Raw genomic sequence first — 12,967 nt, forward strand, 5'->3', positions numbered from 1 at the left:
ACAAGGCGCGCGCTTCGCACTCCCAGCGCGCGCCTCATCCGAAGGGGCGGATTGCAATTCCCTTCGCCGGCGACTATTTCACGGTGCACACAGGCTTCGGGAAATTGCAGATGAACTGGATCACTAACTACGTCCGACCGCGCATAAACTCTATCTTTTCGCGTCGTGAAATCCCCGAGAACCTGTGGACGAAATGCGACGAATGCGGAACCATGCTGTTTCACCGCGAATTGTCGGACAATCTGAACGTCTGCACCAATTGCAACCATCATATGGCAATTTCACCGCGCACGCGCTTTGAAGCGCTGTTTGACGCGGGCATCTTCACCGAAATTGCCGTGCCTGATCCAATCCCCGATCCGCTGCAATTTCGGGACCAGAAACGCTACCCCGACCGGATGAAGGCGGCGCAGAAGACCACCGGCGAAAAAGAGGCGATGCTGGTTGTCGAAGGCGACATCGGACGCACGCCGATCGTCGCCGCGGCGCAGGACTTTCGCTTCATGGGCGGATCAATGGGCATGTATGTCGGCAACGCCATTATTGCCGCCGCCGAACGCGCCGTCGCGCTGAACCGGCCGCTGATCCTGTTTTCGGCAGCGGGTGGCGCGCGCATGCAAGAGGGGATTTTATCCCTGATGCAGATGCCCCGCACCACCGTCGCCGTGCAGATGCTGAAAGAGGCCGGGCTGCCCTATATCGTCGTGCTGACCCACCCGACAACCGGCGGCGTGACCGCATCCTACGCGATGCTGGGCGACGTCCACATAGCCGAGCCCAATGCCCTGATCGGCTTTGCCGGAGCGCGGGTTATTGAACAGACAATTCGCGAAAAGCTGCCCGACGGCTTTCAGCGCGCGGAATATCTGCTGGAACACGGCATGCTTGACCGCGTCACCAACCGCACGAAGATGCGCGAAGAACTTATCACAATCACCCGGATGCTGATGGGTCTTCCGCCTGCCGTCATGGGCGACCTGCCTGCGCCGGACGGCAAGACGCCCTCTGACACCGAAGCGGTTGACGCAAAATGACCGCCGGTTCTGACGTCATCCTTGACCGGATGATGGCGCTGCACCCTAAAATCATCGACCTGACGCTTGATCGTGTCTGGCGGCTGCTGGAGGCGCTTGGCAATCCCCAGGACTCGCTGCCGCCTGTGGTCCATATCGCGGGCACCAATGGCAAGGGGTCCACCCAAGCGATGATCCGCGCCGGGCTGGAGGCGTCTGGCCACCGGGTTCACGCCTATACCTCGCCGCATCTGGCCCGGTTCCACGAACGTATCCGTCTGGCAGGCACGCTGATTTCCGAAACCGCCCTGACGGCATATCTTGACGAATGCTACGCCGCCAATAATGGCGAAAGCATCACCTATTTCGAGATCACCACCTGCGCCGCCCTGCTGGCGATGGCGCGAACGCCGGCTGATTACACGCTGCTTGAGGTCGGGCTGGGCGGCAGGTTGGATGCGACAAATGTCGTGGCCTCTCCGGCACTGACGGTCATTACCCCGGTATCGATGGATCACGAGGGCTTTCTGGGCGACACGTTGCCAAAGATCGCCGCCGAGAAGGCCGGCATCCTGAAGCGGCGCGTGCCCTGCATCGTGGGCCCGCAGCCTGAAGCCGCGCTGGAGGTCATCGAAGCGACCGCCGCCCGTCTGGGCGCGCCTGTATTGGCCCACGGCCAGCACTGGCACGCCTACCCGGAACATGGCCGCATGGTCTATCAGGACGAGACCGGCCTGCTGGATCTGCCTCTGCCCAACCTGCCCGGCGCGCATCAGATCGAAAACGCGGGCGCTGCGCTCGCTGCTCTGCGTCAGCTTGGCACCGGCAACGCCGAGGCCGCAGTCACGGCCGCCAACTGGCCCGCCCGCATGCAGCGCCTGCGCAAGGGCCTTCTGGTATCGTCTGCTCCACAGATCGAGCTGTGGCTGGATGGCGGGCACAACCCCGCCGCGGGAGAGGCATTGGCGGCGCATCTGCGCAGCCTGCCCCAACGGCCGACGCATCTGATCTGCGGCATGCTGAACACCAAGGATGTCACCGGCTATCTGCGCCCCCTCGCGCGCGTCGCAGACAGTCTTACTGCGGTGTCGATCCCCGGCGAGGCCAACACGCTGCCTGCCGAGACCACAGCCGGAATTGCGCATACCGCAGGTTTTGATACGTCAAGCGCGGTTAGTGTGGCAGACGCCCTGCACGCCATTGCGGCGCGCGAGCCCGAGGCACGCGTTTTGATCTGCGGCTCGCTCTACCTTGCGGGGCATGTCCTGCGCGAGAACGGCTGATCGCGCGCCTCCCCCAAAATGGCGAATCACAAGATGTTGACTGATTCGCAAAACTACGCCTATAAATAGATCCAAGAGATCGGTGCAAAACACGCAGCCCGGCTCTTGGAAGCTAAATGAATGATCGACCGGCGCAACACCGTGTCTGACCGGTTACGGGCGGCCACGCAGGCAAGATTTATCCGAATGATCCGCGGGCCGCGCCCGGCATACCGCGCTGCGCCGGGAGCAGACAGTTTGCATAAGGACCGCGTTGCGATCTGAAAGGGCCACGCGCCTGGACCGAACAAAAAAGGCAAGAACCAACGATAACAAGAGCAGATCTTGGGGGCCCTTCGGGGCCCCATTTTTTGCCGCCAGTTGTGACGGGAACAAGGGTTCAGGCGGCGGCTGAAATCAACCGGCCTGCCCCCAGCCGTCGGATTGCATTTCGCGCAACCGACTTGCCGTGCGTTCGAACTCGAAAGTGCCCTCACCTTCGACATACAGCATCTCCGGCTCTGCGGCGGCGCTGGCAATCAGGCGCACTTTCGCCTCGTACAGCGCATCTATCAGCGTGACGAACCGCTTCGCCTCGTTGAAATTCTGTCGTGAAAGACGCGGAATATCCTCGACAATCAGGACACGCACCGCGTCAGCAATCGCCAGATAATCCGCCGGACCCAGCATATGTCCACAAAGCTGGTAGAAAGAGACCCTCGCGACACCGTTGTGATACCGTGGCAACTCTATCCGTCGGCCTTTGACAACAATCTCCAGCTCTTCAGAGCGACCCCCTGTCAGATCCTGCCAGATTGCTTCAATCTCTTGCCTCGCGGCCGCATCCGGTGGGGTGAAGTACACTTTTGATCCGCTCAACCGATCCTGCCGGTAATCCGTGTCAGAGCGCAATTCATGCACCACCATCCGGTCATTCAAGAGCTTTATGAACGGCAGGAAAAGCTGGCGGTTCAAGCCATCCTTGTAAAGGTCGTTCGGCACCCGGTTTGAGGTCGTCACAACCACGACGCCGGCTTGAAATAGCATTTCGAACAGCCGGCCAACCAGCATCGCATCGGTGATGTCGGTGATCTGCATCTCGTCAAAGGCCAGCACCTTGACGCTGTCGGCCACGGATTTTGCGACAGGTTTCAGCGCATCCTCAACGCCGTCCTGACGGGCCTTGTGCAGAGCCGTATGAATTTCCTGCATAAATGCGTGGAAATGGACGCGCCGAACGGGAATGTCATCCAGGGCTTCGACAAACAGATCCATAAGCATCGACTTGCCACGCCCGACCCCCCCCCAAAGATAAAGCCCTTTTGGCGGTTCAGGTGCCCGCCGGAACAAACCGCGCTTCGGCGCATTCTCAAGGCTGTTCTGAATGCGTTCAAATTCCGCGAGCACAGAGCGCTGAGAGGCATCCTCTGTCAGTTCACCATCGGCGACGCGGCGCTCGTATATTGTGTTCACACTGGCCATGGTTCGGCATAGCGCGCCTGCGCACGGATGTGTAGATGCTATGAATCTCGAGGAGTGCTTCGGCACAGAGGCCCCGGCTCAGGGCCGGGGCAGGCGACGCGCGCCGCCACGGCATTTACAAACCCCCTGAGCGTTGGCTTGTGGTCTTAAGGTCAAGATGCGGCGGCGCGCAATTCTCGTTCCAACGCGTTCAGAAAGCGGGACCGGTCGGCCTTGGAGAACCCTTTCCCGCCGCCCTGCCGGAATGGATCGGCGGCTCTGAGATCCGTCATCAGATCGCGCATGCCAAGCTGTGCGCCTATATTTGCCTCCGTCAACGCCTCGCCATTGTGGCGTAGTACACGCGCGCCGTTGGCCACGCATTTGGCGGCCAATGGTATGTCGCCCGTCACCACCACATCACCTTTGCCCGCCCGGTCAGCGATCCACATATCGGCAATATCGGGGCCTTCGGAAACCACCACAAGTTCAACCAGCGGATTTGCGGGCGGGCGCAGACCACCGTTGCAGACCAGCTTCATCTCTACCCGGTGACGGCTGGCGACCTGTTCCGCCTCGGCTTTGACCGGGCAGGCATCTGCATCAACGTAGACCGTCACGCGCGCACCATCGTGGCAAACCATGATTGTTTTGGACTGATTTCCACGACACCCTCCAATTGTCCAATACCGCAAGGGGCTAGACCGGATTGCATTGTCAGGGCAAGCGCCATCAGGCCACCGTCACCCAGGCAATCACGGCCGAGACTGTCAGGATGCTCGCCGCTGTCGATATCAGGATCGCGGCAGACACACGCTGCGGTGCCACCCCGTAATGCTGTGCAAGGATAAAGACATTGCCCGCCACCGGCAGCGACGCGGCACTGATCACGACAGCAGCCTTATACGGCTCCACCGGGAACAGAAACAGCGCGCCAATGGCCACAAAGGCTGGATGCAGGATCAGTTTGCAGAAGCTGATCCAGACTGCGATGCTCATCCTTTCAGCAGATTTCGTGGCCAGTGAAGCGCCGATTGCAAACAGGGCGCCCGGCGTCGCGGCAGCCCCAAGAATGGTCATGAAATCGTTGATCGGCGCGGGCAGGGCGACCCCGGTAGAGGACCAGCCAAGCCCCAGGACCATCGACACGATCATCGGGTTTTTCAGCAATCCCAGCCCGACGCTCCGCAAGATGCCCAACGACATCCGCCCATCCCGCGATCCGGTTATCAGGATCACGATCAGGGAGGAGAACACGATCAGGTCAATCGACAACACCAGGATGATCGGGCCGACCGCGTCCTGGCCCAGCAACACGGCCAGCATCGGCACGCCCAGAAACCCGGTATTTCCGATGCACGCGCATTGTGCCTCTACGGCCGTTGTCTGAACGTCCAGCCCGCGCAGAAACCCAACGACCGACGCAATGCCGTAGACGAAGGCCGTTCCCCAAAGGTAGGCCGCCGCAAGCCGCGCATCATAGATTTCGGCGAATGATAGATTTGCCGAAAACCGGAACAACATCGCCGACAGTGCAAAGTAGAAAACGAACTTTGTGAGGTAAGCTGTCGCCTCGGCGGAAAAGAACTTCGTACGCCCCGCCCCATAGCCCAGAGCAATGAGTGCAAAGAAGGGAAGCGTTCTGAAGAAAATCTCGACCATTGGGATCTGGTAGCACGCTCCCCGGTGCCGTCAATCAGTGATTGGCGAGACGAACGACACCCTGCGCCTGGTGCCCGGCACCTTTGGTTTCGGCACAAATCCGGCGGTCGGCCGCAAATCGGGCGATGGCGCGCCCTAGCCGCTGCCGATCAGCACACCGGCAGCAAACACCAACGCCCCGCCCAGCACCACCTGAAACGCAGCCCGGAAGAACGGCGTTTGCATATAGCGGTTCTGGATCCAGGCGATGGCCCATAGCTCTACAAAAACGATGATGATGGCGATGGTCGTCGCGGTCCAGAAGGAGGGAATAAGATAAGGCAGCGCGTGGCCCAAGCCGCCCAGCGTTGTCATCACCCCTGAGGCCACGCCGCGCTTGATCGGTGATCCGCGCCCCGATAACTCTCCATCATCCGAGGCCGCCTCGGTAAAGCCCATCGAGATACCAGCCCCGACGGACGCCGCAAGCCCGACAAGGAAGGTCGTCCAGGTGTCATGTGTGGCAAAGGCAACCGCGAAGATCGGCGCAAGCGTCGAGACAGAGCCATCCATCAGCCCCGCAAGGCCCGGCTGCACCCAGGTCAGGATGAATTTGCGATGCGCGCCACGGTCCTCTTCGGCGCGGGCATCATCATTCAGATGTTGTTCCACCAACCGATCGGCCGCGTGTTGGTGTCCGGCCTCGGCAGCGGCCAGATCGCCCAGCAACTTACGGGTTTCGGCATCGGTGCTGCGCTTTGCGGCGGTCAGGTAGAATTGTTCTGCGTCAGCTTCCATCGCTGCGGCTTCATCACGGATCCGATCCAAGCCAAGGTTTTCGATCAGCCAGACCGGGCGGCGTGCGTAATAACCTGCGACATGTTCGCGACGGATCAAGGGAATGACCTCGCCGAACCGTTTGCGATGCAGGGCAATCAACGACGCGCGATGGCCGTCCTCTTCGACGGCCATACCGTCAAAGACCTTGGCTGACTCCGGAAAATCCGCGCGCAACCGCTCTGCATAGCTTCGGTAAATCCGCGCATCATCCTCTTCCGACGAAATAGCAAGCGCCAGCACTTCCTGCTCGCTCAGGTCTTTGAAATGTCGCCGCTGAGTGAAATACCGCATCACTGACTCCGTTTAGAATGGTTCTAATGTAACTCCTTCCCAGAAGGCTGCAAGCGCAAAAACGTGAACGGAACCGTTTGCCGCACTCCTTGTGAACTGAACCACCTTGTTTAGATGCCAGTCAGAGATGACAGACCTGAAAGGACGTTCCGATGATCCGCTCGACATTTCTGCTGACGGCGCTTCTGACATTGCCGGTTGCCGCGCAGGCATCGCGGGGGCCCGTCGATCCACCAGTGGCGCTTTGCCCCGATACGACCGGCCCGACGCACCCGGTGCCGACAGAGTGTCTGACGACGTTTGATGCAGTGTGCAAGTGACGCCGTCTCTTGCCTGAACTGAACTGTCCGGTCTATAGTCCAGACGATCACGGGAGATTGGGAATGAATACGCAGACTTCGATCCGCAAGGGTCGGAAATTCGATCAAGTGCTCGAAGGTGCGCGCACGGTTTTCATGGCTGACGGGTTCGAAGGCGCAAGCGTCGACGACATCGCCCGCGCGGCCGGGGTGTCGAAGGCGACGCTTTACAGCTATTTCCCAGACAAGCGGCTGCTGTTCATGGAGGTGGCCACAACCGAATGCTGTCGGCAATCGGATCAGGCACCGCAGGACATCGACATGTCCGGGCCACCGCAGCTTGTTCTCGATCAGGTCGGACGCACCTTCCTGCGTTTTATCACGTCAAAATTCGGGCAGCAGATCTTTCGGCTCTGCGTGGCGGAAGGCGACCGGTTTCCCGATCTTGCCCACGCTTTCTACGAATCCGGCCCGATGGCGATGCAGCGCATGATCATCGAGTATTTTCGTCAATCCATCGCGCGCGGCGAGTTGCGGATAGACGACCTTGACCTTGCCGCCAGTCAGTTTGCAGAGCTGTGCAAAGCCGATCTGTGGACACAGCTTGTGTTTGGCATCGCGCAGGAACACTCGAATACGGATATCGACCGGGTGGTCACCGGGGCCGTGGACACGTTCATGGCGCGCTACGGCACCTGAAACAGCGCCGCTTTTGCATCCCCTGCGCTAGTCCAGTCGCCGTACCATGATCTGATTGCCAGCTCCGCGCTTTGTCTCGAACACCTTCAGATCCGCCACAAGGTCGCTGAGTTTGCGTTTGCCATAGGTCCGGGTGTCAAAATCGGGGTTGGAGGCGACGATGAACTGGCCAAGCTGACCCAGCGTGTACCAATCATCCTCCTGCTCAATCGAATCCATCGCTGTTGCGATCAGTCGGCGCGCCTCGTCCAGCTTGCCGGAACTTGCGCGCGGCGCGTTTTCAGCGCGTGCATCGTCACCGCCAAGGTTCTCAACAAAGATGAACCTTTTGCAGGCTTTACGGAACGCTTCCGGCGTCTTGGCCTGACCAATCCCGAACACGTCCAGCCCCTGTTCTCGGATGCGGCTGGCCAAACGGGTAAAATCGCTGTCCGAGGACACAAGCACAAACCCGTCGAACCGGCCTGAATGCAGCAGGTCCATCGCGTCAATCACCAACGCGATGTCGCTGGCATTCTTGCCGACGGTATTGGCGGGCTGGTGATGCGGCACCATGCCGAATTCCGACTGAACCTTCGACCAGCCATTCATCTGCGGGCTGGAAAAATCACCATAGCAGCGCCGCACACTTGCCTCCCCCAGCGCCGCGATCTCTTCGAAGATCGCCTTGGCATGTTTCGGAGACGTGTTGTCGCCGTCGATCAGCACCGCCAGAAGCGGGGTTTGTGCCTTGTCTGCCACGGAGGGCTCCTTGTGGATGGGTAATACGGGTTTGCCCCTAGCCTGTCACAGATGGCGGTACATAACCAGCGCATCGACAAACCCATCATCCGGGTGGCGAAAAGCCCCCGGCAACCGGCCCACCACGGCGAACCCTGCGCGCTGCCAGATGTCGATGGCGCGGGTGTTGCTGACCACGACAAAGTTGAACTGCATCGCAAGAAAGCCAACCGTCGCCGCCTGGTCCAGCGCATGATCCAGCATCCTACGCGCCACGCCGCGGCCCTGCGCGTCAAGCGAGGTGACGAAGCCGCAATTGCAGACATGCGCGCCACCGCCCTGCTGATTGGCTTTCAGATAGTAGCTGCCCAGTGGCACGTCGCCTTCCTCGACGATCCATGCTTCGCGCCCTGTCCCCGTCCAATAGGCCAGTGCATCCCGGCGCGAGATCTGCGGGTCGATGGCATAGGTGTCACCGGCCCGGAATACCGGTTCCAGCATTGCCCAAAGCACGCCTGCATCGGCAGGTTCGGCCACCCGAAAGACAAGATCGCTCATTTCATACCTTCGGTCTCAATCCGCATGGGTTCGCCGCAATGTTTGCAATGCACTGCATCCGCATCATGCAGCAAAAGTCCGCAAACCTTGCAGGGCTGGCGCACCTTTGTGGGCCGAAACAAGACCTGTGCAAGCCGCAGGAACAATGTGACGCCGCAGATCATCACCACGACCGAGATCAGCCGCCCCCACGTCCCGTTCAGAGTAATATCCCCGAACCCGGTCGTGGTCAGCGCCGTCACGGTGAAATACATCGCATCGGCATAATTTCCGATCTGCGAATTGCTTCGATATTGCGTGGCATAGACCAGCCCCGTCATCACGAACAGGAACACCACCAGATTGATCGCGGCGACCAGAAGCTCTTCGTTTTGCCGAAACAGGCGAAAATCCTGCCGTAGCCGCCTGAGCAATTGGTAAGTGTGCAACAGGCGCAAGGTGCGCAGGATACGAAGAAAGCCAAGTCCTTCTCCGGCGAGCGGGGCCAGAAACGAGATGATCGCCACGATGTCTGCCAAGGTCACGGGCAGGATCAGAAACTTCAAACGCCGCTCTGCAAGCGTCAGTCTGGCAACGAAATCCACCAGAAAGACGATGCCGAACACCGTATCGATTGTCTCGACCACCCTGCCATGATCGCCAAAAGACGTTGTTATCACATAGCCGATTGTGAACAGGTCAAACGCCAGCAGCGCATAACGGAAGGTATGGGCGCGATCACTCTCGCCTTCGTACAGATCTCGCAACCAGCTCTTGACCATCCCGCCTCCTCGCCAACGTATCCCGCGGGCCGATCCGCGCCCGATCAAGCCACCTGGCACCCACACCAATAGGCCGTTCAGGCGGCACCCTTAGTCAGCACCGTTCCGACGGCCTGTCACCCACATTGTGCGATCATGGCCTTGGTTGCAACGCGCCTTGGGTTGGATGCCGTCAAACCATGCAAGGTTGGCCAAACACACTGCGCTTGGGTCCGGTTGCACCAGTTGCCACGCAGCGCCAATCAAGAATCGAGCATCGGCAAAGCCGATACCGCTGGATTACGGCATTGTTTTCTGAAGGGTGGTCAAATCCGTGCTCAAAACGCTTGCTTTGCCGTGCGCGCAGGGCAACTGTCGGGACATGAACAGTCTCACGCCATTTCCGGGCAATCAGGCCTCGGCTCAGATATCCTTTCACCGCACCGAGCTGGGGGTGATCCTGTCGCTTTACGGCCGCATGGTCGCCGCTGGAGAATGGCGCGACTACGGCATTTCCAGCCTTCGTGACGTCGCGATCTTTTCGATCTTTCGCCGCACCGCGGAACACCCTCTCTACCGGATCGAGAAACGCCCGAAACTGCGCAATCGACAGGGCCAGTATGCGGTGATCGGCATGGACGGGCAGATCCTGAAACGTGGCCACGACCTGCGCGCCGTGCTGCGCGTGCTGGAGCGTAAGCTCATTCGTTCGGTAGACTGACCGCGACCGATCCGCCCACGACGCAGGCGGATGACGATGTCAGATGTTCTGAGAAAGCCTGGCGTGCCGGGTGACCGGCCCCTCGCCCTGTGCTTCGATGCGGGCAATCGCATCGCTCAATGGCTCGAATGCCACGGCCATATGATGCGCATTTGCATGAAGGATCGTTTCAGGATCAGCCACCCAGGCGACATGCCCTTTCCAGAACAGCAGGTCCCCGCGCCGGTAACTGTCATCGGCTTCACCTTCGCCCAGTTCCGCCGCCTGCATGTCGCTGTCACCGGGGCACGCAATGCCGCAAGCCAGCAGGCTTATCTGCACAAGTCCCGAACAATCGATCCCGAACGCGGAATTGCCCCCCCACAGGTAGGGCGTGCCAAGAAACAGTTCAGCCACGGCAACCGGATCGTCGGGAAGCATATTGACTGGCTGAAGATGCGCAGTCGGCACAAAGACGCGCTGACCCTCCGGATAGTTGGGGCCGCGCAAGGCGATTTCTGACCAACGACCATCTTGACCGGTGACGCTCAGCAAGCTGCCGAACGAAAGATCCATGCTCGGTTCGAACGCCTTGAAATCGGGGGTGGCCTTGGCATGGCTGCGCGCCGCGCTGACATAATGCGTGGGCGTCCACGGGGGCGATGCCAGCGCGGCGCTTTTGACATATCCGACATGCCCGTCGCGTTGCAGCCTGACAAAAGCCATGCCTTCAAAGTCGTCCAATACTAGAACCGACTCACCCATCAACACTTCTCGGTCACGCGCGCCATCCGGTGCGTTCAGCAAGTCCAGTCGCGGAGTGCAGACCTGACGCCACGCGCCCTCGGTAAAGCGCTCTGCCGTGACTTGCCCTTGCAACGACACATGCGCCACGCGAGAGTTGCACATCAGCCGGCGGCGGTCTGTCATAGATCCAGCATCTCTGGCAGAGCGTCCAGAATGGCGCGTGCGCCCTGCATGGCACCGCCTTTGGGCCGGGCAGGCGCGGCATTGGGATTCCATCCGTAAATGTCAAAATGCACGTAAGGCGCGGCTTCGACAAAGCGGCGCAGGAACAAGGCCGCGGTGATGGAGCCCGCTTGGCCGCCGGACGGCGCATTATCCAGGTCAGCTATGCCCGGTTCGATCATCGGCTCATAGACGTCCCAGAATGGCAGTTCCCAAACCGGATCCGCAGTAGTCTTGCTAGAGGTTCGCAAAGCATTCGCAAGTCCCGGCTGGGTTGAATAAAACGGTGCCAGATCCGGCCCCACCGCCACGCGGGCAGCCCCGGTCAGCGTGGCCATGCTGATGATCAGATCGGGTGCGCCCTCATCCGCGAGCGCCAGCGCATCGGCCAGCACCAACCGGCCCTCTGCATCGGTATTGTTGATCTCGACGGTCAGCCCCTTGCGGCTGGTCAGGATGTCCTGCGGGCGAAACGCCTTCCCGTCAATTGCGTTTTCCACAGCCGGGATCAGCACCCGCAGCCGCAGGGGCAGATCCAGCGCCATGATCATCCGGGCCAGTCCCAGCACATTGGCAGCGCCGCCCATGTCTTTCTTCATCAACCCCATCGAGGCCCCGGGTTTGAGGTTCAGCCCCCCGGTGTCAAAGCAAACCCCTTTGCCAACCAGAACCAACTGTGGGCCGCTTTGTCCCCAAGAGAAATCAATCAGTCTGGGCGCTTGCGACGCCGCGCGACCAACGGCGTGGATCATCGGAAAGTTCTGCTCCAGCAAAGCCTCGCCTACGGTGACGTCGCACTGCGCGCCGAACTCGTCGGCCAATCCACGCGCCGCGGCTTCAAGAGCTTCCGGCCCCATATCGGCAGCGGGTGTGTTGATCAGATCGCGGGTAAACGCCTCGGCAGCGGCCAGAACCTCTACCCGTCTTGCATCGACACCGTCCGGGGCAATCAGCCGCGCCTTGGCAGGTGTTTGCGTCTTGTAGCGGTCAAAGACGTACCCGGCGAGCAACCATCCCAAAGCCTCTTCCTCGGCGTGATCGTCCGGCAGTCCCGCTACGATCCGGTAGGTGGCATTGCCAAGCGCGGGAACTGCGGCGGCCAGCGCATACCGACCCCGCTGCCGCTGTGCCTGTGTGCCATACCCGGCCAAGGCCGCCACCGGCGCGCCGTCCGGACCGGGGATCACAAGCGCCTGCCCGATTGCCCCGGCAAAGCTGCTGGCCTCCACCCAGGCGCGGGTCCTCACATCCTGCGTCTCGATCCAAACAGGCACTTCCTCCGGCACCAACAAGGTAAGGGGCAACGCCTTGGCGCTATGGTCAGCGAAACTCGGCTTCATGGGTCGGATCTTTCCTGATGCGGCGGTTTGGCGACAAAGTACCTGCGCACACCCCGCCTGCAAGGGGTCAGATCGAAATATCCCGAAGATCCCAGATTGCGGTCAAGGATCGCTCCCCCACCCGCAGAAACCGGTTCAGTACCGCAGACAAGGCGACATGATCGCCATCATCAATGCAGTGCGTCACATCCCTTGCGGTCGTTGACAGTCCGCTCAGCCCGATCTGGTCCGCAATCGACACCAGAGACCGCGCATTCTTACGCAGATCTTCCAACTCCCCATCGCCAAATTGCCGAACTGCCTTGTTCATCCGCAACGCGATCTCTTCCATCGCCCGGCAGACCACATCTTCGGCCCCCGAAACACCAAGCTGCGAATACAGCCCGTCCAATTGTTCCGATTCCATCCGAACTGGTTCGGAATATGCAAGCAAA

15 protein-coding genes are annotated in these 12,967 nt (G+C 60.4%); 5 read left to right on the top strand and 10 right to left on the bottom strand.

Features of this window, described 5'->3' with window-relative positions:
- Positions 1 to 110: 110 nt before the first annotated feature.
- Both accD and B8991_RS03980 read left to right on the top strand, forming a co-directional pair.
- Positions 111 to 1,034: an acetyl-CoA carboxylase, carboxyltransferase subunit beta gene (gene accD, locus B8991_RS03975; protein WP_084350534.1), complete on the top strand. Its 924-nt coding sequence runs from the start codon at positions 111 to 113 to the stop codon at positions 1,032 to 1,034.
- Positions 1,031 to 2,296: a bifunctional folylpolyglutamate synthase/dihydrofolate synthase gene (locus tag B8991_RS03980; protein ID WP_084350536.1), complete on the top strand. Its 1,266-nt coding sequence runs from the start codon at positions 1,031 to 1,033 to the stop codon at positions 2,294 to 2,296. Before accD ends, B8991_RS03980 begins: the two co-directional genes overlap by 4 nt.
- Before the next feature lie 396 nt (positions 2,297 to 2,692).
- Here the strand turns inward: B8991_RS03980 and zapE are convergent, their stop codons facing one another.
- From zapE to mbfA, 4 genes are all read right to left on the bottom strand, one after another.
- On the bottom strand, positions 2,693 to 3,757 hold the full coding sequence (zapE, locus tag B8991_RS03985) for a cell division protein ZapE (RefSeq protein ID WP_084350538.1): 1,065 nt from the start codon (positions 3,755 to 3,757) through the stop codon (positions 2,693 to 2,695).
- A gap of 152 nt (positions 3,758 to 3,909) precedes the next feature.
- Positions 3,910 to 4,380, bottom strand: coding sequence for a YaiI/YqxD family protein (locus tag B8991_RS03990; protein WP_084350540.1), 471 nt, complete (start codon positions 4,378 to 4,380; stop codon positions 3,910 to 3,912).
- An 88-nt stretch (positions 4,381 to 4,468) separates the two neighbouring features.
- Entirely contained in the window at positions 4,469 to 5,398 is a 930-nt protein-coding gene (locus B8991_RS03995) for an AEC family transporter (protein ID WP_084350542.1), read from the bottom strand.
- 135 nt (positions 5,399 to 5,533) lie between these two features.
- Positions 5,534 to 6,508, bottom strand: a complete 975-nt coding sequence (mbfA, locus tag B8991_RS04000) for an iron exporter MbfA (RefSeq protein WP_143514485.1) — start codon at positions 6,506 to 6,508, stop codon at positions 5,534 to 5,536.
- 152 nt (positions 6,509 to 6,660) lie between these two features.
- Here mbfA and B8991_RS21400 point away from each other — a divergent pair, with 152 nt between their 5' ends.
- Both B8991_RS21400 and B8991_RS04005 read left to right on the top strand, forming a co-directional pair.
- Positions 6,661 to 6,828, top strand: coding sequence for a hypothetical protein (locus tag B8991_RS21400; RefSeq protein WP_179141422.1), 168 nt, complete (start codon positions 6,661 to 6,663; stop codon positions 6,826 to 6,828).
- Between the two features lie 63 nt (positions 6,829 to 6,891).
- Positions 6,892 to 7,506, top strand: coding sequence for a TetR/AcrR family transcriptional regulator (locus B8991_RS04005; RefSeq protein ID WP_084350546.1), 615 nt, complete (start codon positions 6,892 to 6,894; stop codon positions 7,504 to 7,506).
- A 27-nt stretch (positions 7,507 to 7,533) separates the two neighbouring features.
- Here B8991_RS04005 and B8991_RS04010 read toward each other — a convergent pair whose 3' ends face one another.
- The 3 genes from B8991_RS04010 to B8991_RS04020 are packed head-to-tail and all read right to left on the bottom strand — an operon-like array spanning position 7,534 to position 9,545.
- A complete protein-coding gene (locus B8991_RS04010) occupies positions 7,534 to 8,247 on the bottom strand; it encodes an NYN domain-containing protein (RefSeq protein WP_084350548.1) in 714 nt (237 codons plus the stop codon).
- A gap of 45 nt (positions 8,248 to 8,292) precedes the next feature.
- Positions 8,293 to 8,784: a GNAT family N-acetyltransferase gene (locus tag B8991_RS04015; protein WP_084350550.1), complete on the bottom strand. Its 492-nt coding sequence runs from the start codon at positions 8,782 to 8,784 to the stop codon at positions 8,293 to 8,295.
- Positions 8,781 to 9,545: a potassium channel family protein gene (locus B8991_RS04020; RefSeq protein ID WP_084350552.1), complete on the bottom strand. Its 765-nt coding sequence runs from the start codon at positions 9,543 to 9,545 to the stop codon at positions 8,781 to 8,783. Before B8991_RS04020 ends, B8991_RS04015 begins: the two co-directional genes overlap by 4 nt.
- A 361-nt stretch (positions 9,546 to 9,906) precedes the next feature.
- On the opposite strand from B8991_RS04020, the gene B8991_RS04025 reads away from it, so the two are divergent.
- Positions 9,907 to 10,245, top strand: coding sequence for a DUF2794 domain-containing protein (locus tag B8991_RS04025; protein ID WP_084350554.1), 339 nt, complete (start codon positions 9,907 to 9,909; stop codon positions 10,243 to 10,245).
- Between the two features lie 39 nt (positions 10,246 to 10,284).
- On the opposite strand, the gene B8991_RS04030 is transcribed toward B8991_RS04025, so the two are convergent.
- From B8991_RS04030 to B8991_RS04040, 3 genes are all read right to left on the bottom strand, one after another.
- A complete protein-coding gene (locus B8991_RS04030) occupies positions 10,285 to 11,154 on the bottom strand; it encodes a C40 family peptidase (RefSeq protein WP_084350556.1) in 870 nt (289 codons plus the stop codon).
- Positions 11,151 to 12,533, bottom strand: coding sequence for a leucyl aminopeptidase family protein (locus B8991_RS04035; protein WP_084350558.1), 1,383 nt, complete (start codon positions 12,531 to 12,533; stop codon positions 11,151 to 11,153). The genes B8991_RS04030 and B8991_RS04035 overlap by 4 nt, the downstream gene beginning before the upstream one ends.
- A gap of 67 nt (positions 12,534 to 12,600) precedes the next feature.
- Positions 12,601 to 12,939 (bottom strand): hypothetical protein, encoded by a 339-nt coding sequence (locus tag B8991_RS04040; RefSeq protein WP_235866536.1) that lies wholly within the window; start codon positions 12,937 to 12,939, stop codon positions 12,601 to 12,603.
- Positions 12,940 to 12,967: the final 28 nt, after the last annotated feature.

It is taken from the genome of Primorskyibacter flagellatus, assembly GCF_900176485.1.
Classification (GTDB): Bacteria; Pseudomonadota; Alphaproteobacteria; order Rhodobacterales; family Rhodobacteraceae; genus Primorskyibacter; species Primorskyibacter flagellatus.

What these genes read in the sequence shown, in the direction of transcription:
- accD (WP_084350534.1), top strand. Translation starts at nt 111, where the DNA reads ATGAACTGGATCACTAACTACGTCCGACCGCGCATAAACTCTATCTTT.
- B8991_RS03980 (WP_084350536.1), top strand. Translation starts at nt 1,031, where the DNA reads ATGACCGCCGGTTCTGACGTCATCCTTGACCGGATGATGGCGCTGCAC.
- zapE (WP_084350538.1), bottom strand. Translation starts at nt 3,757, where the DNA reads ATGGCCAGTGTGAACACAATATACGAGCGCCGCGTCGCCGATGGTGAA.
- B8991_RS03990 (WP_084350540.1), bottom strand. Translation starts at nt 4,380, where the DNA reads ATGGTTTGCCACGATGGTGCGCGCGTGACGGTCTACGTTGATGCAGAT.
- B8991_RS03995 (WP_084350542.1), bottom strand. Translation starts at nt 5,398, where the DNA reads ATGGTCGAGATTTTCTTCAGAACGCTTCCCTTCTTTGCACTCATTGCT.
- mbfA (WP_143514485.1), bottom strand. Translation starts at nt 6,508, where the DNA reads ATGCGGTATTTCACTCAGCGGCGACATTTCAAAGACCTGAGCGAGCAG.
- B8991_RS21400 (WP_179141422.1), top strand. Translation starts at nt 6,661, where the DNA reads ATGATCCGCTCGACATTTCTGCTGACGGCGCTTCTGACATTGCCGGTT.
- B8991_RS04005 (WP_084350546.1), top strand. Translation starts at nt 6,892, where the DNA reads ATGAATACGCAGACTTCGATCCGCAAGGGTCGGAAATTCGATCAAGTG.
- B8991_RS04015 (WP_084350550.1), bottom strand. Translation starts at nt 8,784, where the DNA reads ATGAGCGATCTTGTCTTTCGGGTGGCCGAACCTGCCGATGCAGGCGTG.
- B8991_RS04020 (WP_084350552.1), bottom strand. Translation starts at nt 9,545, where the DNA reads ATGGTCAAGAGCTGGTTGCGAGATCTGTACGAAGGCGAGAGTGATCGC.
- B8991_RS04025 (WP_084350554.1), top strand. Translation starts at nt 9,907, where the DNA reads ATGAACAGTCTCACGCCATTTCCGGGCAATCAGGCCTCGGCTCAGATA.
- B8991_RS04030 (WP_084350556.1), bottom strand. Translation starts at nt 11,154, where the DNA reads ATGACAGACCGCCGCCGGCTGATGTGCAACTCTCGCGTGGCGCATGTG.
- B8991_RS04035 (WP_084350558.1), bottom strand. Translation starts at nt 12,533, where the DNA reads ATGAAGCCGAGTTTCGCTGACCATAGCGCCAAGGCGTTGCCCCTTACC.
- B8991_RS04040 (WP_235866536.1), bottom strand. Translation starts at nt 12,939, where the DNA reads ATGGAATCGGAACAATTGGACGGGCTGTATTCGCAGCTTGGTGTTTCG.